The sequence below is a fragment of the Kibdelosporangium phytohabitans genome (genome assembly GCF_001302585.1).
GTDB classification, from domain to species: Bacteria; Actinomycetota; Actinomycetes; order Mycobacteriales; family Pseudonocardiaceae; genus Kibdelosporangium; species Kibdelosporangium phytohabitans.
In genome coordinates, this window is sequence record NZ_CP012752.1 from 6,475,744 (window position 1) to 6,502,186 (window position 26,443).

Sequence of the window (26,443 nt, forward strand, 5' to 3'; positions counted from 1 at the left end):
TTTCCTCACAGCGAGATCAGGTGCTGGCGGGCAAGCAGGTCGTCGGCGGTGTCCGGGCTGCGGATCAGGTGTGCCTCGCCGTCGAGCACGAGGACTTCGGCCGGATAGCCGTGGCTGAGGAAGTGCACGGGTGACGCGGTCGGCCCGTACGCACCGGACCGCTGCACACCGAGCAGGTCGCCGGGACGCACTTGCGGCAGGGCAACGGACTTGCCCACGACGTCATTGGGCGTACACAGCGGCCCGGTGATGTTGTACTGCTGGACCGCGGGTTCGTTGTACCGGGTGAGCGAGCGGATCGGGAAGTTGCGCTTGACGAAGCTGCCGATGCCGACCGCGGCCATGTGGTGGTTCGTGCCGCCGTCCGCGACCACGAACCACTCGCCCATGGACTCCTTGACGTACCGGGCCCGGGTGACGTAGGTCCCCGACCAGCCCACGAGGTAGCGGCCCAGTTCGGTGATGATCCGGGTCCCCGGCCGTCGCTCGAGGAAGTCCTGGACGGCCGCGTTCACCCCGGTCACGGTCTCGGCCAGGTCCAGGTCCTTCTCGTTCTCGAAGTACGGCACGCCGAGGCCACCGCCGATGTCCACGGTGTCCAGCGGGAAACCGAGCGCCGAGGACAGCTCGCCGGCCATCGCGAGGATGCCGCGGGTGTTCTCGACGATGCTCTCGGCCTTGAGGATCCGGGTCCCCATGTAGGCGTGCACACCGCTGGGCCGTACGTGTTTCAAGGACTTCAGCAGGTCCGCCGACCCTCGCACAGCGGCTTCGTCGATGCCGAACTGACGTGGTTTGCCGCCCATCGAGAGCAGCGCTCCCTTGGCGGTGAACGCCGGGTTGACCCGCAGCAGCACCCGCACGTCCGCCGGCGGCTTCAGCGCGTCCAGTGTGGTCAGTTCGTCGAGCGATTCGCAGACGATGGCGTGGATCCCGTGCTCAAGGCACGCGTCGAGTTCGGCCGCGGACTTGCCGGGGCCGAGGAAGATGATCTCCTGTGGACCGGCTCCGGCTTTGCGGGCGGTGATCAGCTCGGTCAGGGAGGACACTTCGATACCGGCGCCGAGTGAGCGCAACACCGCGCAGATGCTCACGTTCGGGTTCGCCTTGGCCGAGTAGAAGATGTCCACACCGGGGTGCAGGCCGCCGCGCAGGTTCGTGTAGACGTCACGGAGGACATCGCCGTCGTAGAGGTACATCGGCGTGCCGAAACGCTCGGCCAGGTCGCTGATCCGGTGTCCCTGTACGGTGAATTCCTCTGTCATCTGACCTCCAGGCAATGGGGCAGCCGCTCGAGCGCCGCGGTGACCTCGGTGTCCAGTGCGGTGAGCCCGGCACGGCTGTCGGCGAACAACATCACGTACAGGCGTCCCTCGAACGGCGGTTCGACGGCGGCGTTGGCGTTGACCGTGCCGAAGCAGGTGATCACCAGGTCGTCGAACGGCTGCACCGCCTTGTGCACGTCGACGAACTCGCACGCGGCCGTGAGCCGCAACGTGTAGTGCTTGGCCAGCGCGAACGGCCTCCGGTAGATCTCGGTGACGGCGCACTGGTAGGTGGACATGTTCAGCCGGGCGTTGATCTCCAGAACCGGGTAGAGCGTGCCGTCGGCGCCGAGGATCGCGTCGATTCCCGCGACACCGGTGAAGCCGTCGGCATACAGCCTGGCGCCGATCACCCCGGTCGCGTGCCGGAGCTCCGCGACGTGGCCGGGTTCCAGCTCGGCGGGCATGAGATGTCCCTTGTGGACGCCGCGTTCGGTCAGCGCCTGCTTGACGAAGTCGAACGTGGTCGCGCCGTCGGCCGAGATGGTCAGCTGGTAGTTCAGGTCGAACCGCTTCGGCACCCACTCCTCGACCACGACGTGCAGCCGTTCGTCGCCGGTCCGCTCAGCCCGCCGCCGGACCATGCGCAGCAGGCCGGTTGCCCTCGCCGCGGAGTCGAGGACCACCAGGCCCTTGCCGGACACGCCATACGCGTCCTTGACCACGATGCGGTTCTCGCGGCTCAGCTGGTAGCTCGCCAGAACGTCCGCGAACTCGCCGACAGAGGTGCACGAGTGCCCCGGGACCTCCCGCAATCCTGCCTCGGCGGTGATGGTCCGGCTGTAGATCTTGCTGTTCACGCGTTCGAACACGTCCGCGTCCGGTACGGCCAACGGCAGCCCGGCAGACTGCGCCAGCGCCTGCTCCTGTTCGGAGACGCCCATCGGCAGTACCCGGCCGCCCGCCCTGGCGACCTCCGCCAGCCGGTCCGGCAAGGCGGGGTCGTCCGCCAGCAGCACGGTCGGCAGTCCGAAGCCCAGGCCCTCGGCGTAGGCTCGGTAGTCCGGATCCAACGGCTCGGACAGGACGAGGAAGTCGTCCGGGCCTGCCAGCAGCGCGCCCAGGTCCTCCATCCGGCGCACCACCGGGCTGGCCGCGGGTGCCGGGCCGGGCAGGCCGACGTGGCCGACGGCCCATTTCTCCTCGACCTCGAAGTTGCAGACGAAGACCAGGGGCGTCTCCGGGCTGCCGGTCAGTGCCCGCTTGAGTTCTTGCTGGTATCTGGTCACATCGGCCTCCGGTGGTGTTCGACGACCATGGCCGCGTACGTGGCGCCGAGGCCGACCGCGGTCAGCAGGTACAGGCCGCCGTCGCGCAGACGGCCTTCGTCCCGCAACGAGACGAAATTGAGGAAGGGATCGGTGCAGCAGCAGTGGCTGTAGCGCGGGATCGTGTCCAGGTAGACCCGGTCCCGCTCCATTCCGAGCGTCGCGATGGTGCGCAGCCACAGCAGCCTGCTGACGTTGTGCGGCACCACCATCGTGATGTCGTCCAGGTCCACTCCGGCCTGTTCGACCGCCTCCCGCATCACCGGGACCAACAGGTCGACGTAGCTGTCGTTGAACTCCTTCAACGCCTCCGGCGGCAGCCGCACGCCTTGCCGGAACAGGCCGACCGTGTTGGTGGCGTAGGACCGGATCACGTCGCCCTCGCTGCCATCGCCGAGGCCGACAAGGCAGGCCGCGGACGCCTCCCCGACCACGGTGGTGTTGGCCACCAGCCGGACCATCGGGGTGAACGGCTTCTCGCCCATCACCACCAGCGCCCGGGCCGCCGGGTCCGGGTCGGAACGCAGCAGCTCGCCTGCGATGTCCACAGCCGCGAACCCACTCGCACAGTACTGGTTCGTGATGGCGAAGTGCTCCGCATTGGACAGTCCCAGTCGTTGCCGGATCTCGTCCGCGGCGTCGATGTGCGCGGGTGCCACATCCAGCACCGTGTGGGCGTAGATGACGTAGCGCACTGCGGCCCGGTCCGGGATCGAGTCCAGCACAGTGCGGCCGGGCGCGGCGACCAGATCGAACAGGTCGACGTCCGCGCCCTCGCGGACCTCGTCGAACCCGTGCACCCGGCGGAACATCTTGAGCTGGTGCCGATTCAGGCCGAGCGGCTCGGCGAACGTCTCGATCGGCACCGCCTTCGCCGGCGCGAACGCCTCGATCCGTTCCACTGTGGTCAGCACGGGCATGGACTCTCTGCCTTCCGGCCGGCGGATCTGGCGACGAGAACGAAGCTATCCGGCCGTGCCGCAGACGAACATGCGGGCAAACCCTTGATTTCTCCCTCACCGCAAGGGTTTGACCAGACAGTCGAAAACCGGGCTCTGCGCGCCGAACCGCGTGGTGGCCACCCACTCCCAGCCCCATCGCAGATACGCGGACCTGGCCGGCTCGTTGTCCGGCTGCACGCAGAGCAGTGCCCGCTCCTCGCTGCGCCCGGTGAGGAAGTCGTCGTGCATCCGCCGGGCGATTCCCCGCCCGCGCCACGGTGCCCTGACCATGATCTCCTGGATGAAAACCGTGCGGTCGCCGGTCTCCGCGGTCATCCCGGAAGGCAGGGTGTCCTTGAGCGGCGTCCACCAACGCGTGTAGCTCGGCAACGCCCAGCCGTAGAAACACCCGGCGGGCTCTCCGGCCAGCTCCGCCAGCAGCAACTCGAAACCCGGCTGGCGCAACCCGATCATCAACCGGTCGCGGAACGAGCGGTCGGCGAAGTAGGGATCACCGCCGAACCTCGGTTCCGCGTAGATCTCGGCGTGCATCCGGACGACGGCATCGACCAGCCCGGTCGTCCCGGAGGCGGCACAGCGGCGCATCGACATCGCGCGCACGTTCCCATCACCTCTGCTTTCGGCTCACGTGTGTGCGAATCGTGACGCCTCACAGGTTTTCCGTCACTACCCGGGCGCGAAAGCACGGGTTTTCCCCCATGCTCGACCACTCGCCGACTGCCTATGGTCTAGTCCATGACTTCGGCGAGCATGACGTCCGTGCCGGTCCGGTTCCACGTACCCGGCGCGCGCACCGGCCCAGTCACCCTGGGGCAGCGCAATGTCCTGCGCTGGATCGGCAAGGACCCCTCGCACCGCTCCGACTCGGTGCCCGCGTTCGCCGAAGTCCCGCCAGGAACCGACCTTTACGAGATCGCCGACGTGGTCCGGCTGCTGCTCGTCCGGCACGAGTCGTTGCGCACGACGTTCACCGCCGGGCCCGATCCCGTTCAGCGCGTGATCGGTGACGGCGAAGTCAGCGTCGAGATCAGCGAGGTCCAAGGCGAACCGTACGCGTTCGTCCGCGATCTGGTGTCCCGCATGCTGGCCGAGCCGTTCGGCCTCACGACCGGCCTCCCGGTCAGGATCACCGCCGTGACCAGGGACAACGAGCCGTTCCTGGTCGTGTTCGTGTTCTCGCACATCGCGGTGGACGTCGCCGGCGCGGCGATCGTCGGGCAGCAATGCGCGCAGCTGCTCGACGGCGGGCGGGACAGCTGGGCACCTGGTGTCGTTGGCCACCAGCCTGTCGACCAAGCACGCTGGGAACGCTCCGAGGCAGGCGAGCGCCGCATCCGGTCCGCTTTGCGTTACTGGGAAACACAGTTACGACGTGTTCCGCAGGCGATGTTCGCGGTTCCAGCCCACCCCGACGGCTCCCCGGGGCACTGCGAAGTACGGATGCGGTCCCGCGCGATCGCGCAGGCACTGCGAACGGTCGTGGCACGTAACAGCGTCAGTCATTCGACCGTGATCTTCGCGGCGAGCGCGACTCTGCTCGCGGTGTTCACAGGAAGTGCGTCCAACGGCCTTGTGTCGGTCTGCGGCAACAGGTTCCGCACCGGTTGGCGGGACTACGCGGGCACCATCGCCCAGGACGCCCTGGTCCCGTTCACCCTCGACCCGGCGGCGACGTTCGCCGGCGTGGTCCGGCACATCCAGGCAGCCACGATGAACGCCTACCGGTACGCGCAGTTCGACTCGGCCGACCTGTGGGCGATCATCGACGCGGTGTCCGCCGAACGCGGCACCCAGTTCCACCGCGACTGCGTTTTCAATGACACCGGTGTGCACTCCGACCTGCGCCGGATCGATTCATCCACAGTGGACGCTGCCGAGCTCGCTCAAGCCACCAAGCAGACCCGGCTGGAGTTCGCCGACGACCGGGAGCTGCCCGCGGCGTTCTTCCTGACGCTGGCGGGGATCTCCGACGAGGAGGTCGACATCCGGCTCTACGCCGACACGCGGTTCCTCCCGGCCGCACAGGTCCAGCAGTTCCTGCTCGGCGTGGAACGACTGCTGGTGACCGAGGCGACCACTCCCCTGCGCGTGGCCGAGGTGCCGGACCTGACCGGGATCAGGGCCGTCCCGCGCAGCGCCGACTGGCACCTGATCGACTCGTGCTGGGTCGACCTCGCGGCCGTCCAGCGGGTGCTGCTCGACCCGTTCAACGGGAAGGTCTTCGTCGAAGATGACCGGCTTGTCGCCTACACGAGCGGTGACCTGACGCCGGAAGCACTCCACGCCGCCTGCATGGCGGAACTCGCCGGGCAGTTCAGCGTGATGTGCCCGCATCGGTACGTGATCTGCGCCAGTCCGCCCACGGATGCCGGTGATCACGCGGCATGGCGAAGCCGGCCCGTTGTCCGGCAAGGTTCCGGCCGCTCATTCGGCACCGGAGAATGACATTTGTGATGACCTCGTTGGAGTAGCGGCTGGTTCGGCCGATCGCTGCACGCGCCCGGCTGACCGATTGGCTTAGCATTGTGCCGCCGATTTTTGTCCGGTCTCACCGTTCAGCCCAGGGGTTTGGGGGTCTCATGCGCGTTTCCAGACCACGGGAGGACATCCGGCTGACCGGCCGCGATGCCGAACTTGCCGCGCTCGACGAGGTCATCGAGGCCTTGCTGACCGGACAGCCGCAGGTCGTCGACATCCAGGGCGAACCGGGAATCGGCAAGACCAGGCTGCTCGACGAACTCGTGTCCCGCGCCGAGTCAAGAGGCATCACCGTAATGTCGGCACGCATCCCGAAATACGGGAGCCAACCGTCATTCGTCGCATTTTCCGAGCTGTTCGAACGAATTGGATTGACCGCACCCACCGAACTGCCCAGACATTCTCTGTACGCAACGGTGGTCCATGAGGTGGCGAAAGCAGCGGCGCAGAGCGGGTTCGCCGTCGTGCTCGACGATCTTCACCTCGCCGACCCGATGTCCCTCGAACTGCTCGAGCACCTCGCGGGCAGTCACTTCCGGACGCCGGTGCTGATCGCTTTCGCCTACCAGAGCGCGTCGGTCCCCCCGTTGCTGCCCTCGGTGCTCGCGCGGACCCGGCTGCCGGTCACCCGTCTCGCCCCAGGTCCGTTGCAGGCAGCCGATGTCGCTGCCCTGGTGCCGGACGCGACACCGCTTCGACGGAAGCTGCTGCTCACCGCCAGCGGCGGAAACCCCTTGTACCTCAGGGCACTGGACCGATTAGACGGGCGCACGATCACGTCGCTGGCCGATCCCGAGCTCGTCGGGGCCGAAGCCTTGCCCGACGCACTGCGGGCCCTGCTGGTGACGGATTTGCGCGCCCTCACCGAGACTCAACGACAGGTCGCCTACGCGGCCGCGGTCGCCGGATCTCCCGCGGACCTGGACGTCATCGTCACCATCGCCGGGCTGAGCGAAGTGACGGTCCTCGGCAGCCTCGACGAGCTGGTGACTCTGGGCATTCTCACCCTCGAAGGGGCCCAGTTCTCCTTCCGCCACCCCTTGGTCCGGGCGGCGATGTACCAGTCGGCCGGGATCACGTGGCGGACCAGGGCCCACCGGCAGGCCGAGCTGTACCTCCGGATGTGCGGTGGTCCGTTGTCCCTGCGGGCATTCCACGCCGCCCGTGCCGCCCGCTTCGGCGATGCCGACGCGGCGGAGATCCTGGTGGATGCCGCGATCGTGGCCATGGACACCGCTCCGGCGACCGCGGCCGCGTGGCTGGAACGGGCGTTGGAAGTGGCGCCTGCCGCGGATCGGCGGATCGAACTGCTGCTGGCCAGGGCGCTGGGCCTGAGCGGCGATCTGACCCGCAGCCGCCGGATCCTGCACGACATGCTGGGCGACGCCGGGCCGATCCGCGAGCGAGCCGTCCGGTACTGCGTGACGACCGAACGCCTGCTGGGACGATTCGACGAGGCGAAAGCCCTGCTCGAAGCGGAATTCGACCGCTCGACGGACCTCAACCCGGACGAGGCAGGCGGCCTGGCCGCGGAGCGGGCCGGGATCGCGATCCTCGCCGACGACCACGAGACCTGCGTGCACTACGCCTTCGAGGCGATCTCGTACGGCAGCAAAGTCGACAAACGCGGGCAGGTCGCCACCGGTTTCACGTTGGCAGCCCTCGCATCGCTGCGATCCGGAGCCACTGCCACCGCACGCGAACGGCTGACCACCGCCGTCGGCTTCATCGACAGCCTGCCGGACATGGAACTGCGCGAGTACATCCACGCACTGCCACCCCTGGCCTGGGTCGAACTGGAACTCGACCAGCACGCCGATGCCGCACGACATGTCCGTCGCGGTGTCGACTTGGCCCGGGGCAGCGGGCGAGTCGACGTGCTTCCAGCACTTCTGGTCGTCGAAGCCGCCGTCGCCGACCGTGCCGGCCAACTCGGGCGGGCGAGGCAGCGCGCGGAGGAGGCTCGTGAGCTGGCGAAGTCCATGGGCAGCACGGAGATGCTCGCGACCGCCTGCAGCGTCGAGCTGGCCCCGACGCTGTGGCAGTGCGGACCGGGCCAGGCGAGGAAGCTGGCCGTCAACGCACCGGAATCGCGGTGGTGGGCCGAGAACACCAACCTGGCGCTCGCGGCGATACACAACGCTTCCGGCGCCCACGAAACGTGCGTCGAGCACATCACCGCGCACATCGGCGGCGCCAGCGCGTGGGGGCTGCCCGGCTGGCGTGGTCACCTCGCGATCGCCCAGGCCGAGCTCGGCCGGTTCGACGAGGCGTTCGTCCTCGCGGACACGGCCGTGGACAGCGCCGTGGCCCTGGACCTGCCGTTCCAGATCGGAATGGCGCTGCACGCGCGGTCACGGGTGCTGACCGCGTGCCGGAAGCCCGAGGCGGCACTGGATGACGCCGAGGCGGCGGTCCGGGCGTTCAGCACCGCGCCGCTGCACCGGGCCCGGTCACAGGAACTCGTCGCGTTGAACCTCGCCGCACTGCGGTCGTTGACTCAGGCCCGGTCGCAACTCGGGCACGCCAAAGAGGGGTATCTCGTCAGCCGCGCGCAGTGGTTGTCGACGCAGATCCGGCTGACCGAGACCCGGCTCGGCGCCCGCGCCCCGCGGCCACGGCGGCCGGACGCCATCGGGACGGTCGCAGCGCTGTCCGGCCGGGAGCTCCAGGTGGCGGAACTCGTCGCGACCGGACTGACCAACCAGGAGGTCGCGGCCCGGCTGTACCTGAGCCGCAAGACCGTCGAAGGGCATCTGGCCCGCGTGTTCACCAAGCTGGGGGTGAAGTCCCGGGTCGGGGTGGCCCAACGGCTGGCGGGCCGGTGAGGCCAGGTGACACAGGCCCGCACCACACGTCCCGGTCCGGCAGGTCACCGCTGACCAGGCAGTCACCGGCGGTCCGTTCGACGCACGAGTTCGGGAACTCCCCGAGCACGGCGCGGTGACTGACCGGGACAGGTGTTCGGCGTGCCCACCAAGACCAGCAACGATCCCACCGGCTCGCAGTCGACCGGAGGCAACGGGCACGAGCCAGTGGGCAGTGGGTACCTCCGCCGGGTCACCGAGGCAATGCCCAACACAGACCGCCTATGCCTTCTACGGCGACACCGAAGCCCTCGCCGATCCGACAGTCCTCCCAGCCGCTCATTGACCGCTTCGAGCAGTGAGTCCTCCCGGACGTACAACGTTGGCCAATGGTCAACAAGGGCCGGTGAGTCAAGCGCGAGTCCGTGCAGGACACCGGTAGCTCTCGGTGGTCAAGCTGGGCCCGGCGGCGATCCGCCAGAATGGCCTCCAATGTGCCAGCCGGATACGAACGCCGGCATCGGCCACTGCGGAAACGCCGCGACCAGCACCCTGCTCCCCGAGGTCAGCCTGCGCATTCGATTCGTCTAGTACGTTCGGGTGACCTGCCATTCGAGTGGTGATACGACCCGGGGGCTCACCGATAGGTCCGCTGTGATGAGGCGATGGGGCTCGGTTGTCGGCCTGACTTTGCTTGCGGTTGCTCTGCTTTGGTGGATCCTCGAGGTCGCCTTCCTGAACTCAGATGTCCGGAGTGACGAGTCCACATACGGGCAGTTCGTCCTGGCCGCGGTCGGGCTCGTGGTCAGCCTCGCCGCGCTCTGGAGGACGTTCGTGCCGTCCACGTCGACCAGTCCCGACGAACTCGCCGACCAGTTCGCGGTGGCCATGCGCAGCCAAGGCGAGAAGGCCGCGACGGAACGGGGCCTGCTGCAACCTTCTCCCCTGCCGGTCCGGTGGGCGGGGGTGTCGAAGGGCATCACGGGGAGCGTCGCCGCGGCGACAGCACCTCGCGGTGCCAATGCGTGGTTTCCACCGCTTCCCGGACTCGGCAGCGTGTCCGCGGCGGACCTGCGTTCAGGCAACCGCGAGAAGCTACACAAGATCTACGGGGCGCTTCCATCCGGACGACTGATCATCGTCGGGCCACCGGGCTCTGGCAAGAGTTCAGCTGCGGTGCTCCTGCAACTCGACGCATTGAGGTTTCGCGAGCAGGCCACCGCCCAGGACCGTAGGCAGATCCCGGTCCCGGTCATCGTCACTCTGCACGGCTGGGATCCGGACAGGACTCCCGTCGAGGACTGGTTGGTCGGCAAGCTGACGCTGGTGCCCCTGTTGCGCGGCCGGGCAGGTGTGCGCAAGGCACGAGCACTGCTGGCACAGCACATCACCGTCATCCTCGACGGTCTCGACGAGATCCCCGAAAGGCTACGGCCGGTCGCGCTGCGAGCACTCACCAACCAGGCCACCTTTCGCATGATCCTGCTCAGCCGCACGGACGAGATGCTCGACGCCGCACGACAACACGGCCTGGTCGGCGCGGTCGCCGTGCGGCTGCAGCCCTTGACCGCCGCAGCCACCACCAGCTACCTGCTCGGCCCGCTCGCTGCTCCTGTCCCACCCGCGTGGAAGGCAATCGCCAGGACCGTCGAGAAAGCCGGCTCCAGCCCCGTCAAGGCAGCTCTCACCAGTCCGCTGTGGGTCAGTCTCCTGCACGACGTCTACCCACCGCTGGGAAGCCTGAACGCCAAGGTCGACGAACTGCTCGACACCACCCGATTCACTGACTCCGAAGCAGTCACCCAGCACCTTCTCGACCAGGCGGTCACGGCGGCCTACACACCGTTGCCGGGCCATGGACCGTCCCGCTACGACCCGGCCATCGCACGACGGGCGCTCAGCGTCATCGCGGGAAAACTCAACCGCACCCGCGATTTCACCTGGTGGGGCGTGACCGCATGGTCGCCGTTGTCCGGCGTGGTCGCATCCGTGGCGCCGACGATGCTCGTCACGCTCCCGGCAGTGCTGCTCGCCGCCGCTCTGATCACCGTTCTCGCGGGCGATTTGCTGTGGTTGCTGTTGGCGTTTCCGCGGGCGTCGCCATCGCGGTGAAGTTCTTGATGCCGGCCGCCAAGTACCCCCTCACGCTGAGAGGGTCGATCAAGTCCCGTAACCTGCGAAGAGGAGTTCTGCTGGGCCTCGCACTCGGCCTCGGGTTCGGGCTCCTGGCAGGCTCGCAGGGCGGATTCGCCGGCGGCGTCGCCAAAGGCTACCTCGGAGGTCTCGCCGTGTGCCTCCCGATCGGCCTCGTCGGCGGCCTGGTAGTCGGTCTCCTGGACCACCTTGCCCAGCAAGGCCGCAACGACACCAACCCGCCCGCCCCGATGAACCTCTGGCGTGCGGAACTGGCGACCGCTCCCGTGCTGCTGCTGACGTTCGGGCTCGCGGGGGCCATCGCGTTCGGACTGGTGGGCGGTGTCATCGGCGGCCCCGACCGCGGCATCGAGGAAGCCATCATCGGCGTGTTGATCGGAGTCGCGATAGCCGTCGCCGTGTGGGCGGCACTGTCGAAAACGGTCCGAGCCGCTCTCAGCCAGCTCTACCTCGCCGCCCGGTACCGGACACCAGTGCGCCTGCTCCGGTTCCTCGAAGACGCACGCTCGCGACACATCCTCCGGACAGTCGGCCCCGTCTACCAATTCCGGCACGCCACTCTCCAAGACCACCTCGCCAACAACTCGCGACCAACCCCATCCGCGCCGAATTAGCCCGCGCAGTGTGACGTAGAAGCCAGCGGCCGGGCCATTTGGTTGTCGTCAGCGATAGTTCTGCGGACCGACGACGTTCACAGCCCTTTTCGCGGCAGCGTCCAGCCACGGCTTGGCGCCGGCTTCGCTGGTGAGGTTGATGTACAGGGCATACGCCGAGAACACGTACCTATGGTGATGACCGATGTAGATCGATCGGGTGGCTTTGCGATCATCTCCCTTGCACGCCGCCGCGCCCGTTCCGTCCAACGGGCACCACAAGCCGAACGACAGGCTCGACGCGGCGTCGAACCGTCCGTACACCGCGTCGGCGGCTGCTGTGTTCTCGAAGGCGTACACCTGGACCGAGACGAGGATTTTGCCGGAGGAGTCGACAAAACTGCCGGTAACCATACGCGCGCAACCGGCGCGGCTGAGAATGTCCCTGACGTTCTGCGACATGCCCCGCTGGACGCAGTCGTGCACTCCCCCGGCAGCAACCTTGTACTTCACGTCCTTGCTGTCGATGTACGAGTCGGGCATCAGGGCGTTGGCGGTGAACGGCGTCTTGTCCCTGGCGACGGAGTCGGGCGAGCCGGGGTCCGTCGTGGTTGTCGTCGTCGTTGTCCTTGTCGTCGTGGTGATCCGGTCCCTGGTGTCCGGCTGGCTGAGGGGGTATCTGCCGGTCGGAGTGCTCTGGGCGGTCGGCAGCGTGCTCACGCCGGTCCCGGTCTTGGCCGAGCCCCGGTCGAAGAAGTCGCCGACCTTGTCGCGCACCTCCGGGACGCCCACGAGCACCAAGAGCACGACGACAACGACGACAGTCCATCCCCCGGCTTGTCTCGATGGCGGCTTTCCCCCAGGTGTTCCCACCGGGGCGCTGCCGACGGGAAGCCTGGGTTTCGCGACTGCGGGTGCCGACACCTCGGGTTTCGCCACCTCGGGTGTGGTGCTGAGCTTCGCCGTGGCCTTGAGCTGCCTGCCAGCCAACAGGCCAAGCGCACCACCGAGGGTGGCACGCTTGTCCGGTTCACGAGTCAGCAGCGCGGTGATCGTCTCCTTGAGCGGGGACTTGCACCTCGGCGGTGGAATGGGGTCGAACAGCAGCGCGCTGAGAGTCGCCGCTTCGGAATCCCGCAGGAAGGGGCTCTCACCGCTGACCGCGGCATACAGCGTGACACCGAGCGACCACATGTCGGCCGCCGCGGTGATCTCGCCGTTCGCGAACAGCTCCGGCGCCATGTAGGCCCGTGTCCCGATCACGGCGTTGACCGTCATCCGGGTCTCGCCCAGCGCGTGCGCGATGCCGAAGTCGATCAGCTTGACCGTGCCGTCCGGCAACACCATGATGTTGCCCGGCTTGACATCCCGGTGCACCACGTCCTCCGCGTGCGCTGCCGCGAGTGCGTCGAGCACCTGGCTGGCGATGTCGACGACCCGCGATTCGTCCAGCGGGCCCTCCTGCTCGATGACCTGCGCGAGATCCAGGCCGTCGAGCAGTTCCATGATCAGATAGGCGGCGCCGTCGTCGAGCACCACGTCGAAGATGCCCGCCACGCCGGGATGGGTGATCCGGCCGGTGGAGCGTGCCTCCCGCAACGCCCGCTCGGTGAACTCCTGCCACTGCGGTTTCGACACGCCGACCGGGGCACGCAACTCCTTGACCGCCACCTCCCGGCCGATCAGCACGTCCTCGGCCCGCCACACCACCCCCATCCCACCCCAGTTGATCATCTTGACCAGCCGATAGCGGTCGGCCACCACGCGCGGCTCGTCCACAGCAGAAGTCCTCCCCCACGCAAGCGCTGACCCAGCCGGACCGACCGGGTCCAGCCCACCCATCGTCGCGGCCCGCACAGCCGGAATCCAGGTCTGGTCACCGGCCACCTGTGGCCGGTTCCCGGTGACCAGGCCATTTCCGGGCCATGCGGGCCGGACCTCGCCGCCGCCTGCCACAGTTCGTCATCCGTGCCCGCAAACGCACGCAGACCTTGCCACCTCGATCCCAGTCCGGATTCGGCCCCAGGCCGTCTTTGTGAGCCGCTACCAAGTGGGCCGCGCTATCGCCATGACGGACAAGCGGAGTACGTTGCCGAACTGCTACCCGAGTAGCGGCGGTCGGCTGGCGCGGCCGAACGCCATCGCGACCGAGGTACTGGTTGTCGCGCTCGCACCTTCCTGAGTCCGCCTGGTGGTGCTTACCAACACCCAGGCCTCCTACAGGTCTTCATCTACACGTCTTGACTGTTGCTCCGCCGGACCGCTACCTGACACTGAAGGTGTCACGACAATCGGCGAAGTAACCACCGAGGGGGTCCCCATGCCGTTCGTCCGGATCACGTTGAGTTCAGACCGTCCCGAACCGATGCGCGCGGCCGTTGCCGAAGGCGTGCGCAGCGCGCTGGTCAGCGCCATCGGCGTTCCCCCGGACGACCGGTTCCTGATCGTCGACGCGCAACCGGCCACCGCCTTCCACGTAGACCGCCACTTCCTCGACGGTGATCGGCGCGACCCGGTGGTAGTGGAGATCACGCTCACCCACGGGCGGACCCGTGACATGAAACTCGCGCTCTACCAGACGATCGTGGCCAACCTGTCCGAAGTCGGCGTACGACCGGACGACGTGCTGATCATGCTGCACGAGACCGGGCGGGAGGACTGGTCCTTGGGCGGCGGGAAGACGCAACTGCTCGACGAGGACCTGATCCGCAAGCACGGCTGGTCACCACCGGAGGCGTGATCCCGACTTGCCCTCGGACAACCTGAGCCGTGGTGATCGCGGCCAGCGCCTTGCCGACAGATCGCCGGCATCAAGCACTTTTCTCCGTCGCGACACTCCACTCGGACCAATCGCGGTGAACGCAGCGGACTAACGGCCAGGCACCTCGGCGAGCACGGCTTCCAGTCGGGTGAGGGCGATGTGCTGGGCTTGTTGCGGTGTGACGCTGCCGGTGAGGGTCAGTCCGGCGAGTCCGACGGTCAGCGCGAGGAGTTCGTGCGCCCTGGGCAGGGACGCGGAGGTTGCCGAGTCGGGGCGCGCACCGGCGTTCTGGTGGAGCAGCAGGGCCAACAGGGCGGCCAGTTCCTGGTATCCCTGTTTGACCCGGTCGTTCAGGTGGGGCCGGGTCAGCGCGTGGGTCTCGAATGCCTGCATGACGCGAAAGAGTCGGCGATCATCGTCGGTGCGGGGAATGAGTTCGGTCAGCACCGCGTGGAGCACCGCCGCCGGGTCGCCGGCATTGCCCGCCGCGCCGAGGCGCTCGTGCACGCGACTGGCGCCGAGGTCGTTGATGGCGGTGAACGCCGCGTTCAGCAGGTCGTCCTTGGTGGGGAAGTAGTGCTGGACCCGGCCGACGGAGACCCCGGCTCGCTCGGCGACGCGCCTGATGCTGACTTGCTCGGTCCCCTCAGTGTCAACGATCGTGAACACCGCGTCGAGGATCGCGCCGCGCCGCTCATCGTGCGCGGCGCCGCGGCCCCGTACTCCCACTCGTTGGTGTTCCACAGCGCGACCCCTTCCCGAGACGTTCGCATTGATTTGACCACATGCCGGCCCCCGGCTAGCATCGCCACCTAACAAATACGTTCGTATTCATTAGATAGGAGGCGTGGTGGTCGAGATTCTCGGGCTGGCGCTGCTGATTCAGGGTGGCGGGGGTCTGATCAACAACCTGTCCGGCGGCTCGAAGAGCTGGTTTCTGCTCAACTACGTGGAGATGCCGACCGCGCTGCACGTCGCCGGGCATGCGCTGTTGCTGGTGATCGGACTCGTCATCGTCGTACGGCGAAAGGGCTGGAGCTGGCTGAAAAGCGACTGATGAGAGGAGGAGGAGGAGGAGCCGGTGTCGATTGCCTCAGTCGAGTCGAAACGCCGTGAGATCATCGGCTCCAGGTGATCGGCAGCTGACGTACGCCGTACACCAACGTGTTGTGCTTGAACTCCAGCTCTTCCGGCGATACGGCGAGCCGCAGGCTCGGCACTCTGCTGAACAGCTGGGTCAGCGTCTCCTGCAGCTCGACGCGGGCGAGTTGTTGCCCGAGGCACTGGTGCGCGCCGAACCCGAAGGCGAGGTGCGGGCGCGGGGACTCACGGTGGAAGTCCAGCTCGTCGGCGCCGGGGAACGCCTCCTCGTCGCGGTTGGCCGAGTTCAGGGCCGCGACCAGCCAGTCGCCCGCTTTCACCGTGTGCTCGCCGACCGCGACGTCCTCGGTGGCGTAGCGCAGCACGCCGAACTGCACAACCGAGAGGTACCGCAGCAGTTCCTCGACCGCGCGATCCGGTGTTCGAAGCACGACATCGCGTTGTTCCGGGTGCTCCAGCAGCACCAGCACGCTCAGCGCGATCATGTTCGCCGTCGTCTCGTGCCCGGCCACGAGCAGGCTGAGGCCGAGTATGACGAGTTCTTCCATCGTGAGCGGGTCACCGGTGGCCTCGCCACGCGTGATCATCCGGCTGAAGACGTCGTCCTGCGGGTCGCGTTGCTTGTCGGTGAAAAGTCCCGCCAAGTAGCCGGAAAGCTCGTCCCTGGCCTGGCGTGATTGTTCGGCCGTGCGGTCGGTGCTGACCAGCGCCACGCTCTGGCGCTGGAACCGCTCGCGGTCGGCGTGCGGCACGCCGAGCAACTCGCAGATCACCAAGGACGGGATCGGCAACGCGAAGTCCTGCACCAGATCAGCGGTGCCGGGCCTCGCCAGCATCGCGTCCAGGTGACGCCCCACCAGTTCGCGGACGTACTCCCGCATCGCCTTCACACGGCGAACGGTGAACTCCGCGAGCACCATCTTGCGCAGCCGCGAATGCCGCTCGCCGTCGAGCTGGATGACGGAGCCCGGGTGGACCTCCTCATCGGGGCCCGCGTACGGGTTGACATGCAGCGAGGAGGCGCCGCGCGAACTCATGGTCCGGTCGGACAACACCGCGCGGACATCCGCATAGCGCGTGACCAACCAGGCGTCCATGCCGACCGGGCAACGGACCTTCATCAGCTCGGCACCGCGAAACTTGGCGTAGTCCTCGGGCGGGTCGACCGGGCACGAAGCCGGTCGCGTCATCGGGAGACCCGGCATGTCGGATGGTGCCGTCACTACGCTCACGCCTTTCTGGGGCGGGTCCGGATGAGGCACCGGGAAGATCGCACCTCACTACATTCCAGCTTCGTGCGACGAACACCCAAGTGCGACCGTCCCAGGCGGACCCGGCGAGTTCACGCCCGATCACGGTCGCAAGGGATGCGCGCGACCACCCGTCCTGCACTCCCCTCAGACCGGCACAGATACGACAACCTGGTGGTGCCGTGCGCTCTCGCCGCGGCTGCGTGGGGCTCGCCCGGCGGGGCGAGACCCACGTCACTCAGCCGATCTGGTAGGCGCGGGTGATGGCCTGGCTCACCGTGTTGCCCTTGTCGTCGGAGGCATTGGCCCGCAATGAGGCGCACCCGCTCGCCGGATGGCTGACCTTGGCCGTCCACTGCGGACCGTCCGGGGTCAGCTCGACCGGGCGCCAGGCGGTGCCGTCGTCGTGGGAGATCTCCACCGACAGCGCGGTCACGTTCGGCGGCGAGTCCTGGCGGGTCACCGTCACGGGGAAGCTGATCTCCTTGCCTCCCGGCACGATGTCGCGCAGGTCCGCTGGCGGGGCCAACCCGACCGCAGCCGGGAACGGACAGTGCCTGCGGGGATGTCGAGTACCGCACCGATTTCACCGGCATCCAGCTCTCCCCAGCTGACCAGCAACAACACGTCCCGATCCCCCGGCGCGAGATCGGCCAGCGCAGCGGCCAGTTCCCGGACCCTGACCTGAGCGTCGACCCGATCAGCCACCCGATCGGCATGACCATGGGTGACCTGCGTGCCGTGGTCGTGGGCGGTCATCCGCAGGTACCGGTTCTCGGCCTTGGCATGGCGGTGCAGCAGGTTCGTGGCGATACCGAACAACCAGGCGCGGGCGCTGGCCCGTGCCGGGTCGTAGCTGGCCCCGGCGCTGCAACGCGATCAGGAACGTGTCACTGAGCAGATCGTCAGCTGCTGCCGCCCCGGCGCGACTGGTGAGATATCGGTGCACGTCCCGGGCATGTCTGTCGAACAAGCCCTGGAAGATCGACTGAAGGTCGTCCCCGCTCAAGTCCGGTCGATCATCACCGTCCGCCACACTTGCCCCGGCGTACCGCTCAGCCCAAGTCACACCGGATATTCCGCTGAGCCGCCGCAAGTGTTCATGCCAACCACGCGACACGTAGCCCAGGTCGCCTCACCAGTGGTCCGGGCCTGTTCACCTGGCGAGGTAGTGCCTGGTAGAAGTCAGAACTCGCAGATCGCGGCTGTCCTGCTGCCGCCTGTGCACTGAACCTCAGCGGGCGCGGCCGATGTTCCGGTCCGCGTCGGAACCCTGGAGCATGAGCGTGGTTTCCTCGATACGGCTGAAGCGCCCGTCTGGCGCGAACTCGCCGAAAACGTAGACCTCCGTGCGTACGGTCGATCCGTCCGTCTTGGTGATCTCGACGGTGTGACGATCGGCGTAGCGGTCGCCCTCGTACAGCTCGTCATGGACCTCGATAGACCCCCCGGCCACGATCGTGCGCAGGTGGGCGATGTGCTCGACAAACCCCTCGCGGTCAGCCCACTCACCGTCGGTACGTTGGCGGTAGCCGGGCGCGAAGTGGCGGTCGGTTGCCTCGTACAGGTTGAGATCGGGGGTGAACAACAGGTCGGTGAGGGCGGCACGGATACCGGTCGGGTTCATGGGGGTCCTTCCACAGATACGGCCGATGTGCGTGCGCCACGCACGCACTATAGGGAACCTAGCACACGATGCGTGCGCCGCGCACGGTAGTCTGTAGGAATGCAGAACGAGGTAGGAGGCGAGATCGCCGACGCGCTGGGCGTGTTGCTCAGGCGCACTACGCGGGTCCAGCTGTACAAGACGCTGACCGCCGACATGGGTGAAGCGCTGGACGAACTGACCTACCCGGTCTTGAGCGCGGTGGCCAGGATCGGCCCCCGAAGCGCAGCCGACCTGGCCTCAGAGGTGGGTCTCGATCGCTCCGGCGTCACCCGCCGCGCCTCCAGACTGGAACAGGCCGGGCTGCTCTGCCGCGAACCCGACCCCCTCGACCGGCGAGCGACTCTGCTGGTCCTCACCGAGCACGGCGAACGGGCGGTGGACGAGCTACGCCGCCGTCTGGCCGCTCACATCACCGCGAGCCTCACTACCTGGCCCCCAGACGAAGCCCAGGCGTTCGCTCGCGGTCTGCGCCGGTTCATCACCGAAGGCCCCTTTACATAGGGCCGCAACACACCTCCACCCGGCACGTGCGGCTCAATGGGACAGCACCACGCTTCTGCTCATGGCCCGTGCTTTGCCTGTATGTCAGCGAGTCGTCGGTTTCTGACCACTTCCGCGACAACTGTCCCGGCCGACCCCGCCGCGTGTCGCTGTGGATTCCGGAATCCGGCTGAAAGCGGGCGCTACCGTCGCACTGGGGCTTGTCTCGCGGGCCTCAGGTCACGCGCCCGCGAGCCGGTGGTAACCGAGGAAGCGCCACCCGTGCGAATCCACGGTTCACCCGCGCAACAGGACCTTGATGGCAGTGCGTTCGGCCATGGCCCGGTAGGCGTCAGCGGCTTGGCCGAGCGGGAGTTCGAGGTCGAAAACCTTGCCGGGGTTGATCTTGCGGTCCCAGATCAGGTCGAGCAGGTGCGGCAGGTACTGCCGTACCGGGGCCGGGCCGCCATGCAGGTGAACGTGGGAGAAGAACAGTTCCTGGACTTCGCCTGGACCAAGCTAGGAAAATGTCCGACGCGCGTGTTCGTGCTCAAACGCGACGGCAAAGGCGTCGCCACGGACGCCAAACTGCAAGATCACAAAAGGTGAATGGATCTCACGGTATGACTCGGACACGTCGTGGATCCCAGAACCGTCGAAGATCGACGTGGATCACGTCGTCCCAGCGAAGCACACTTACATATCCGGCGCCACCAAGTGGCTTCCCCCCGAAAACGCAGCGAGTTCGCCAACGACATCAACCCCACAGCGCTCGTTGGGGAACGCTTGCTGGGCGATGGAGGCGGCACTCGTCCTTCGGCGATCAGGTCACGCATCCGTTTCAGGGCGGCCAGATCCGTGCGGGGTGTGCAGCGACACGTAGCTCGGGCCGCCTGTCCTCTGTCGGAATCCTCTGTGGGCTGTGGCCGCCGATGTCACGGCGGCCACAGCCCCTCCCTATCCAGGCGCTCGCGGACGGTCCTGCGCGGTCCGCTGCTGGGCGCGTCAGGCGCCGGGGCGGTCGACCTGACCGCGCCAGCCACCGGTTTCCGTGCCGCCGCGGTTTTCGATGAATTCCTTGAACCGCTTCATGTCGCCCTTGACACGGCGGTCGAGGATGCCGAGTTTGTCGGCGACGTTTTCCACGAATCCTTCGGGGTCGATGTCCATCTGGGCGGTCACCCGGGTCTTGCTCGCGTCCAGGCGGTGGAAAGTGACCACCCCGGCGTGGTTGGGGCCGTCGTCGGCGCGCCAGGCGACGCGCTCGTCCGGCAGCTGCTCGGTGATGGTCGCGTCGAACTCGCGGGTCGCTCCCGCGACACTGATTTTCCAGTGCGTGTGGGTGTCGTCGACCTGGCGGATCTCGTCGACGCCTTCCATGAAGCGGGGGAAGGACTCGAACTGGGTCCACTGGTTGTAGGCGGTGGTGACGTCGACGTCGACATCCACGGACTCGGTGATCGTGCTCATCGCTGCTTTCTGCCCTTTCCTTGACGTAACACTGACGGAGACGGATCGAATGGGTCACCGGCCGCGCGGACGCGCAACCACGGGGGACGCTGCGCGTCCGCACGGCCTGTATGACCACCGCACACGGGGTGTGCCTGCTGGGGTCAGGCGATGTGCGGCGGGTCGCGGCCACCACGCCGGTCAAAGCGCCGAGCGCGATCATTCCGACCGCGAGGCCGAGGTGCAGCCAGTTGTCAGCGGTGTTGACCAACCTCGCCGGGTAATGCCGTGTCACGGGCACCGAGCGCGGCGATCAACGCCCGCACCGGGCCAGCCACTCCCCCGGTCGCGGTCATCGGCCCACAGGGCTTGGCCAGCAACATAACCGGCGTGACAAGCGAATCTCCTTCATGTGCGCGCCCGGCCGGATGCCGAGGTGCCTGACTCAGCGATACCCGGTGAATCGATGACAAAACGATTCACCGGCGTTAAGTTCTCAGGCAGCCCCGCTCGAGCCCCGTGGCGGCGCGATCACCGGCAACCGTTACCGTGGTGGCGGGTGAATGTCCCCGTCTGGCCGCTGCAACGGCCTCACATCACGGGAAGGGGCACCCGACGTGGATGTGCTCGAGGTCAGTGTGCGGCGAGACGGACGCTGGTGGCTGCTGTCGGTCACCGGCGAGACGGATCTCGTCACGGTCGAGACCGCACGACGGACGAACTGGTTCTCCACGGACGCGCCGCCGAGGACTCATCGACGTCCGGTGCAATCAGGAGTCTCGCGAGCGCCTGCCCGCCGCACCCCTTCGTGCGGTCATCGGTTCGATTGGGTGTTCAGACCACGCACGAAGTAACGCTGCGCCACCAGGAACAGCAGGATCATCGGCGCGGTCGCGATCGTGCTCGCGGCCAGCACGAGTTCCCACTGCGACTCGCCACCCTCACCGAACCGGTCGAGAATCGTCTTGAGCCCACGCGGCAGTGTGAAGAAATCGGTGTCACGCAGGTAGATCAAGGGTTTGATCAGGTCCGTCCACGCGGCCTTGAGCTCGAACACGAACACCACGACCAACGCCGGCACGGTCAGGGGAAGCGCGATCCGGACGAACGTGCGCACGTGCCCCGCACCGTCGACCTTCGCCGCGTCGAAGATCTCACCCGGCAGACCGAGGAAGAACTGGCGGAGCAGGAAGATGTAGAACGCTGAGCCGAAGAGGTTCTGCGCCCACAACGGGATCTGCGTGGTCGCCAGCCCGACGGCATGCCATTCCAGGTAGACCGGCACCATGGTGACCGCGCTCGGCAACATCATCGTGGCCAGTACCAGCCCGAACATCACGTCGCGACCGCGGAACTGGAACCGCGCGAAGCCGTAGGCCACCACGGCGCTGGACAGCGTCGCCGCAGCCGCGGCGGCCAGGCCCACGAGCGCGCTGTTGACGATCCACGCCAGCAGCGGCACTGCCTGCCAGACCTCGACGTAGTTGGCGAACGCCACGGGATTCGGGATGAGCGCGTTGTCGAAGACGTGCGCGCGGTCCTTCAACGACGCGCTGACCAACCAGATCAGCGGGTACAGGAACGCCACCGCGGTCAGCAGCAGAGCCAGCACACACGCGATCCTGACGATCGACGTGGTCCGTGGTGTGCGGCTGGTGACGTCCCGTTCGGTGACGGTCGCCGCAGCGGGCGCTTCCACCAAGCTCATCGCGGCTCGCTTTCGTAGTGCACCAGCCGACGGCTGACCCGGACCTGGATGACGGTGATCACCGCGATCACCACGAACAACGCCCAGCCCAGCGCCGAGGCGTAGCCCATTCGCAGCGAGCTGAACGCCTGCTGGAACAGGTAGATCACGTAGAACAGCGCCGAGTCACCTTGGCTGTCGGCGGTTTCGCTGTTGCCGAAGAACATCGCGTACGCCTCGGTGAACGTCTGCAAGGAGGCGATGGTGTTCACCACGACGGTGAAATAGATCGTGCCGCTGATGCCAGGCAGCGTGATGTGCCAGAACTGCCGCCACGGCGACGCTCCGTCGAGCCGGGCGGCTTCGTAGAGTTCGCCCGGCACGCGGCTGAGCGCGGCGAGGTAGATGATCGCCGTGCTGCCGACCGTCCACAGGCTCATCACCACCAGCCCGGGTTTGACCCAGACCGGATCTGTGGTCCAGTTCGGGCCGGTGAAACCGAACCAGCCGAGCAGTTCGTTGATCGCACCGGTCTGGCCGTTGAGCAGCAGCAGGAACATCGCGGCGAGCGCGACGGGCGGCGTCATCACGGGCAGGTACAACACGGTCCGGAAGAACCCGCTCGCGCGGCCCGCCCGCCGCAGCAACGAAGCCAGGCCCAGTGCCAACACGATCTGGAGCGGCACGTGCAGGAACGTGAAGAACAACGTGTTGTACAGCGCGGTGGCGACCTTGGGGTCGGAGATCAGCTCCCGATAGTTGTCCATGCCCACATAGGACGCGGGTTTGAGCATGTCGTAGCGGGTCAGCGACAGATACAGGCTGAACACCATCGGGCCGGCTGTGAACAGCACGAAACCCGCCACCCAGGGAGAGAGAAACGCCCATGCCGCCCGAGTGTCACCGCGTCGCCCGGCCACGGTCTACCGCCCGATCACTCGGCGCAACGCGAGGTCGGCTTCGCGCTGCGCGTCGGCCAGTGCCTGCTCCGCTGTCTGCTGGCCGTTGAGCACGCGCACCGCCGCCGAGCGCCACGCCCGGATCAGATCCGGTGCGGCCGGACTGGGCGGTAGCGTGAAAGCTTTTTCCTGCAACGACAACACCACCGGCACGCCCTGTTCGATGATCCGGTTGCCGTTCGGCCGGTACACCGCCGAGAAGATCTCGTCGTCAGCGTCCCGGTTCGCGGTGAACGTGCCGCCATAGGGCCTGCCTTTGGCTGCCAATCCGTCACGGCGTGCCTTGGCCGCGGTGACCCAGGCGTCCTTGGCCGTCATCGTGACCAGGAAGTCGCATGCCTGCTCAGGATGCGCCGCACCTCGGGGTATGGCCCAGGCCTGGCCGCCGAGTTCGGTGAAGGCGTTGCCCGCGCGGTCGGTGAACGGCTTGACTGTGACGTCGACGTCCGGTGAGTTCGTGGCCAGCGTGTTGATGTAGAAGGAATCCATCGGCATCGCGGCAAGCTGGTCCTTCGCGTACTGGTTTCCGGCGCCGAACTCGTCGAAACCGTCCTTGAACGCCTTGAACGACGCCCACGGCGCCTGCGCTTTGACCAGGTCGGTGGTGTACCGCAACATCTCGACGACCTTCGGGTCGTCCAGCATCGCCCGCCGGCCGTCCGGGGAGATCAGGTCGGCACCGTTCGCCTTGGCCCACAGCGGGACGAAGTCCGGCAGTTTCGGGTCGAAGCCGATCCGGCGCAGCCGCCCACCACCGGACTCGGTCAGCGTCGATGTCTGCGCTGCCAGCAACGCCCAGTCCGTCGCCGACATTCCGGCTGGGTCGATGCCCGCGGCCCGGACGGGCGGGTTGTTGATGATCAGCAACTTGACAGTGGCGAAATCCGGCAGGCCATAGGTGTGGCCGTCGACCGTGACCTGTCGCAACGCCGCGGACCGGAAGACCGAAAGATCGACACGGTGCCGCCGCACGCATTCGTCGATCGGTTGCACCGCACCGCGCGCGGCGAACCCACCGAGCTTGACCCGATCGGCGTACACCAGGTCCGGCGGCTCCCCGCTGGCGACGGCCGACAGGAACTGCTGCTCGTCGAACGCGCCCTCGGTGATCCGGAGATCGATGCCGGGGTACTTCTGCCGGAAGAGTCCCACTCGAGCCGTCGCGTGCTCGTCGGGTAACCCGAAACCCATGGTGGTCAGCACGTTCGGCCCGTCGTTGGCCGACGCCCCCAGCCCGGCGCATCCCGCCGCGAGCATCGCCACGGCAATCAGCGTTCCCGCTTTGCTCACCCGCACACCCCTTCCGTGGAGTGCCCGAATACCCGGCTGACACACGGGCAAACCAGGAACGACCAGAGCTTCCTGCGAGTCCGGGATGGCTTCCGCTCTTTCACTGTCCACTACGTGGCACAACTCCTATGGGGCTGATCAGCCGCGGACGACTGCTCGAAGGCGTTTCTGTCGTTGATCGCGTGATAGGCCTCGTACAGGGCGTTGAAGTCGCCCTCCGATGTTCGGTCCATCGCGAACCCCATCGCCGAGCAAGCTCGGGTGACGTGGAAGTCTTCGACGACGGAGAAGAGGACGGGGTAGTCCCCGTCTTCTTCATCACCGGAGCTGGTGAGGGCAATCTTCCGGCGGTGGCACTTCCGCCGGCCGCACCGGATCGAGATTCCCGACGACGACCTGGCCCACTTGCGTTACCGGCTCGATCGGGTCCGGTGGGCCCCTGAGCCGGAAGGCGGCGGCACAAGCTACGGCCTACCGGTCGCCAGGGTGCGTGAACTGGTTCAGCACTGGCGCCACCACTACGACTGGCGTGTCTGGGAAGAGCGGTTCAACGCGCACCCGCAAGTACACGACGACCATCGACGGTACGAACGTGCACTTCCTGCACGTCCATTCGCCGGAATACGTCGACAACGAAGCCGCCTACGGTGTCGTGCAGACCCAACAGCCACGGTCCGAGTCTCTCCGAGCATCATCACAACATCGTGTCCGACGCACGCCGGAGCGCTGGCAGCACATCGCCTGCCACGCGGCGCGACTGTTCGGCGCGATCCGGGCCGGTGAGCATGATGTTGAAGCCGGTGAAGCCGAGGTCGGCGAAGCCGCGCAACCGGTCCGCCACCTGGGTCGCGGTTCCGGCGACCAGTGCGTCCGTGGGTGACGCGTCGGGGTCGACACGCACCACCACGTTGTAGATGCCCTGGATCGCGGCCGGGTCACGGCCGACGGACTCGGCTGCCGCGTCGATCCGCCGGCGCATCGCGGGAATCGACTCCGGCGGGGCGTGGCCGTGGGAGGGGATCCAACCGTCGGCCAGCCGTCCGGTCACCGCGAGCGCACGCGGCCCGAACGTGCCGAGCCAGATGGGGATCGGGCGCGGCGGCTTGGGTTCCAGTTCGAGGTCGTGCACGCTGAGGTTGCGGCCGTGGTGGGTGAAACCCGGTGTGGTCAACGCACCTCTGATGACGTGCACCGCGTCGGCGAGGTCGTTGATCTTGTCCCGGGTGGACGGTACCGGGCCGCCGAGGGCGTGGATCTCCTTGTCCGAGTGGCCCGCGCCGAGGCCGAGGATGAACCGGCCGCCGGTGAGCAGGTCGAGGGACGCGGCCGTTTTGGCGACCATCGCCGGCCGGCGGAACGGCACACCGAGCACCCGTGTGGCGATCCTGATCCGTGTGGTGTGCGCGGCGACCCAGGTCAGCATCGCGAGGGTGTCGTGGGTCGGCTGCGTTCCGTACGGGTGGTCGGACGCGGAGACGAAGTCGAATCCCAGGCTCTCCGCGTCCCTGGCAGCGGTGACCGGGTCGTCGCCGACGACGGTCGACAGGTCGGCACCGACGAGCAGTTCGGACATGTTCTATCCCTTTCGGACTGTGGGTGTGCGGCTCAGCTTGGGCAGCAGTACGTGAGTGAGCGGGCCGATGGCGAGGGCGTGCGCGACGGTTCCGACGCCGACGGTTCCACCGAGCAGGAACCCGACGGCGAGGACGGTGAGTTCGATCAGCGTGCGCACGACGCGGATGGAGTGGCCGCGGGCAGCGAGGCCGGTCATCAGCCCGTCACGCGCTCCCGGCCCCAGCCCGGCACCGATGTAGCAGGCGGTGGCCAGCGCGTTCAGAACTATGCCGCCGACCAGCAACAGCACGCGTACGGCGAGCGAATCGGGCGCGAACGGCACGGCGAGCCCGAGGTCCACCACGAGCCCGACCACGACGGCGTTGCAGACCGTGCCGATTCCCGGGCGCTGGCGCAGGGGAATCCACAGCAGCAGCACGAGCGCGCTGGTGGCGATGGTGACCCCGCCGAGCGGCGCGCCGAGACGGTCGGCGACACCCTGGTGGAACACGTCCCACGCGCCCAGCCCCAGTCCCGCCCTGACCATCAGGACGAGGCTCACGCCGAACCCGATCAGCCCGAGCAGAAGCTGGAGAAGTTTTGCTGACATGTCAGCAAAGTACCTGACGCGTCAGCAAAGTGGTAGGGTCAGTGCG

General features: G+C 67.4%; 26 protein-coding genes and 1 pseudogene. 9 read left to right on the forward strand and 18 right to left on the reverse strand.

What is annotated here, in order from left to right; genetic code table 11:
• Positions 1-5: 5 nt before the first annotated feature.
• From AOZ06_RS29275 to AOZ06_RS29290, 4 genes are all read right to left on the reverse strand, one after another.
• Positions 6-1,265 carry a type III PLP-dependent enzyme gene (locus AOZ06_RS29275; RefSeq protein ID WP_054292344.1) on the reverse strand — a complete coding sequence of 420 codons (1,260 nt, stop codon included), beginning with the start codon at positions 1,263-1,265 and terminating at the stop codon, positions 6-8.
• On the reverse strand, positions 1,262-2,554 hold the full coding sequence (locus AOZ06_RS29280; RefSeq protein WP_054292345.1) for a preATP grasp domain-containing protein: 1,293 nt from the start codon (positions 2,552-2,554) through the stop codon (positions 1,262-1,264). Before AOZ06_RS29280 ends, AOZ06_RS29275 begins: the two co-directional genes overlap by 4 nt.
• Positions 2,551-3,513: a 3-oxoacyl-[acyl-carrier-protein] synthase III C-terminal domain-containing protein gene (locus AOZ06_RS29285; RefSeq protein WP_054292346.1), complete on the reverse strand. Its 963-nt coding sequence runs from the start codon at positions 3,511-3,513 to the stop codon at positions 2,551-2,553. The genes AOZ06_RS29280 and AOZ06_RS29285 overlap by 4 nt, the downstream gene beginning before the upstream one ends.
• Before the next feature lie 96 nt (positions 3,514-3,609).
• The gene (locus tag AOZ06_RS29290) at positions 3,610-4,146 is read right to left on the reverse strand and encodes a GNAT family N-acetyltransferase (RefSeq protein WP_225953285.1); all 537 of its coding nucleotides are present in this window, start codon (positions 4,144-4,146) and stop codon (positions 3,610-3,612) included.
• A 144-nt stretch (positions 4,147-4,290) separates the two neighbouring features.
• Here AOZ06_RS29290 and AOZ06_RS29295 point away from each other — a divergent pair, with 144 nt between their 5' ends.
• From AOZ06_RS29295 to AOZ06_RS29310, 4 genes are all read left to right on the forward strand, one after another.
• Complete coding sequence (locus AOZ06_RS29295) at positions 4,291-6,000, forward strand: condensation domain-containing protein (protein WP_083472011.1); 1,710 nt, start codon at positions 4,291-4,293, stop codon at positions 5,998-6,000.
• 134 nt (positions 6,001-6,134) lie between these two features.
• Complete coding sequence (locus AOZ06_RS29300) at positions 6,135-8,861, forward strand: ATP-binding protein (RefSeq protein ID WP_054292349.1); 2,727 nt, start codon at positions 6,135-6,137, stop codon at positions 8,859-8,861.
• Positions 8,862-9,497: 636 nt separating this feature from the next.
• On the forward strand, positions 9,498-10,952 hold the full coding sequence (locus AOZ06_RS29305) for an ATP-binding protein (protein WP_054292350.1): 1,455 nt from the start codon (positions 9,498-9,500) through the stop codon (positions 10,950-10,952).
• An 8-nt stretch (positions 10,953-10,960) separates the two neighbouring features.
• Entirely contained in the window at positions 10,961-11,608 is a 648-nt protein-coding gene (locus AOZ06_RS29310) for a hypothetical protein (protein ID WP_157233320.1), read from the forward strand.
• Between the two features lie 48 nt (positions 11,609-11,656).
• Here the strand turns inward: AOZ06_RS29310 and AOZ06_RS29315 are convergent, their stop codons facing one another.
• The gene (locus AOZ06_RS29315; protein ID WP_054292352.1) at positions 11,657-13,366 is read right to left on the reverse strand and encodes a serine/threonine-protein kinase; all 1,710 of its coding nucleotides are present in this window, start codon (positions 13,364-13,366) and stop codon (positions 11,657-11,659) included.
• 541 nt (positions 13,367-13,907) lie between these two features.
• On the opposite strand from AOZ06_RS29315, the gene AOZ06_RS29320 reads away from it, so the two are divergent.
• On the forward strand, positions 13,908-14,327 hold the full coding sequence (locus AOZ06_RS29320) for a tautomerase family protein (protein WP_054292353.1): 420 nt from the start codon (positions 13,908-13,910) through the stop codon (positions 14,325-14,327).
• Positions 14,328-14,456: 129 nt separating this feature from the next.
• On the opposite strand, the gene AOZ06_RS29325 is transcribed toward AOZ06_RS29320, so the two are convergent.
• Positions 14,457-15,092, reverse strand: coding sequence for a TetR/AcrR family transcriptional regulator (locus AOZ06_RS29325; protein WP_054292354.1), 636 nt, complete (start codon positions 15,090-15,092; stop codon positions 14,457-14,459).
• 106 nt (positions 15,093-15,198) lie between these two features.
• Between AOZ06_RS29325 and AOZ06_RS29330 the strand changes: the two genes are divergently transcribed.
• Positions 15,199-15,405: a hypothetical protein gene (locus tag AOZ06_RS29330; RefSeq protein WP_063810452.1), complete on the forward strand. Its 207-nt coding sequence runs from the start codon at positions 15,199-15,201 to the stop codon at positions 15,403-15,405.
• Between the two features lie 61 nt (positions 15,406-15,466).
• On the opposite strand, the gene AOZ06_RS29335 is transcribed toward AOZ06_RS29330, so the two are convergent.
• The 5 genes from AOZ06_RS29335 to AOZ06_RS29345 form a co-directional block, all read right to left on the reverse strand.
• Positions 15,467-16,639, reverse strand: coding sequence for a cytochrome P450 (locus AOZ06_RS29335; protein ID WP_225952939.1), 1,173 nt, complete (start codon positions 16,637-16,639; stop codon positions 15,467-15,469).
• 298 nt (positions 16,640-16,937) lie between these two features.
• Complete coding sequence (locus AOZ06_RS29340) at positions 16,938-17,168, reverse strand: hypothetical protein (protein WP_083472013.1); 231 nt, start codon at positions 17,166-17,168, stop codon at positions 16,938-16,940.
• The gene (locus AOZ06_RS56890) at positions 17,165-17,512 is read right to left on the reverse strand and encodes a sigma factor-like helix-turn-helix DNA-binding protein (RefSeq protein WP_417999975.1); all 348 of its coding nucleotides are present in this window, start codon (positions 17,510-17,512) and stop codon (positions 17,165-17,167) included. The genes AOZ06_RS29340 and AOZ06_RS56890 overlap by 4 nt, the downstream gene beginning before the upstream one ends.
• Positions 17,400-17,819 carry a sigma factor gene (locus AOZ06_RS62220; protein WP_417999905.1) on the reverse strand — a complete coding sequence of 140 codons (420 nt, stop codon included), beginning with the start codon at positions 17,817-17,819 and terminating at the stop codon, positions 17,400-17,402. Before AOZ06_RS62220 ends, AOZ06_RS56890 begins: the two co-directional genes overlap by 113 nt.
• Positions 17,820-17,933: 114 nt before the next feature.
• On the reverse strand, positions 17,934-18,326 hold the full coding sequence (locus tag AOZ06_RS29345) for a nuclear transport factor 2 family protein (RefSeq protein ID WP_054292358.1): 393 nt from the start codon (positions 18,324-18,326) through the stop codon (positions 17,934-17,936).
• Between the two features lie 99 nt (positions 18,327-18,425).
• On the opposite strand from AOZ06_RS29345, the gene AOZ06_RS29350 reads away from it, so the two are divergent.
• Together AOZ06_RS29350 and AOZ06_RS58525 are read left to right on the forward strand one after the other, a co-directional pair.
• Positions 18,426-18,869, forward strand: coding sequence for a MarR family winged helix-turn-helix transcriptional regulator (locus AOZ06_RS29350; RefSeq protein ID WP_054292359.1), 444 nt, complete (start codon positions 18,426-18,428; stop codon positions 18,867-18,869).
• 261 nt (positions 18,870-19,130) lie between these two features.
• Complete coding sequence (locus AOZ06_RS58525) at positions 19,131-19,457, forward strand: hypothetical protein (RefSeq protein ID WP_054292360.1); 327 nt, start codon at positions 19,131-19,133, stop codon at positions 19,455-19,457.
• 396 nt (positions 19,458-19,853) lie between these two features.
• Here the strand turns inward: AOZ06_RS58525 and AOZ06_RS29360 are convergent, their stop codons facing one another.
• The 5 genes and pseudogenes from AOZ06_RS29360 to AOZ06_RS29375 form a co-directional block, all read right to left on the reverse strand.
• A complete protein-coding gene (locus AOZ06_RS29360) occupies positions 19,854-20,318 on the reverse strand; it encodes an SRPBCC family protein (RefSeq protein WP_054292361.1) in 465 nt (154 codons plus the stop codon).
• A gap of 142 nt (positions 20,319-20,460) precedes the next feature.
• Positions 20,461-20,565, reverse strand: a pseudogene (locus tag AOZ06_RS62225) (DUF4383 domain-containing protein); the annotation flags it as partial.
• Positions 20,566-21,111: 546 nt separating this feature from the next.
• Complete coding sequence (locus AOZ06_RS29365; RefSeq protein ID WP_083472014.1) at positions 21,112-22,005, reverse strand: carbohydrate ABC transporter permease; 894 nt, start codon at positions 22,003-22,005, stop codon at positions 21,112-21,114.
• Positions 22,002-22,838 (reverse strand): carbohydrate ABC transporter permease, encoded by an 837-nt coding sequence (locus AOZ06_RS29370; RefSeq protein WP_236951782.1) that lies wholly within the window; start codon positions 22,836-22,838, stop codon positions 22,002-22,004. The genes AOZ06_RS29365 and AOZ06_RS29370 overlap by 4 nt, the downstream gene beginning before the upstream one ends.
• 69 nt (positions 22,839-22,907) lie before the next feature.
• Complete coding sequence (locus tag AOZ06_RS29375) at positions 22,908-24,233, reverse strand: extracellular solute-binding protein (RefSeq protein WP_236951783.1); 1,326 nt, start codon at positions 24,231-24,233, stop codon at positions 22,908-22,910.
• 330 nt (positions 24,234-24,563) lie between these two features.
• On the opposite strand from AOZ06_RS29375, the gene AOZ06_RS54700 reads away from it, so the two are divergent.
• The gene (locus tag AOZ06_RS54700) at positions 24,564-25,016 is read left to right on the forward strand and encodes an epoxide hydrolase N-terminal domain-containing protein (RefSeq protein WP_236951784.1); all 453 of its coding nucleotides are present in this window, start codon (positions 24,564-24,566) and stop codon (positions 25,014-25,016) included.
• On the opposite strand, the gene AOZ06_RS60405 is transcribed toward AOZ06_RS54700, so the two are convergent.
• Positions 24,928-25,806, reverse strand: coding sequence for an LLM class flavin-dependent oxidoreductase (locus tag AOZ06_RS60405; protein WP_054292363.1), 879 nt, complete (start codon positions 25,804-25,806; stop codon positions 24,928-24,930). The two genes, AOZ06_RS54700 and AOZ06_RS60405, sit on opposite strands and share 89 nt — an antisense overlap.
• 3 nt (positions 25,807-25,809) lie before the next feature.
• Positions 25,810-26,397 carry a membrane protein YczE gene (yczE, locus tag AOZ06_RS29385; protein ID WP_054292364.1) on the reverse strand — a complete coding sequence of 196 codons (588 nt, stop codon included), beginning with the start codon at positions 26,395-26,397 and terminating at the stop codon, positions 25,810-25,812.
• Positions 26,398-26,443 lie beyond the last annotated feature (46 nt).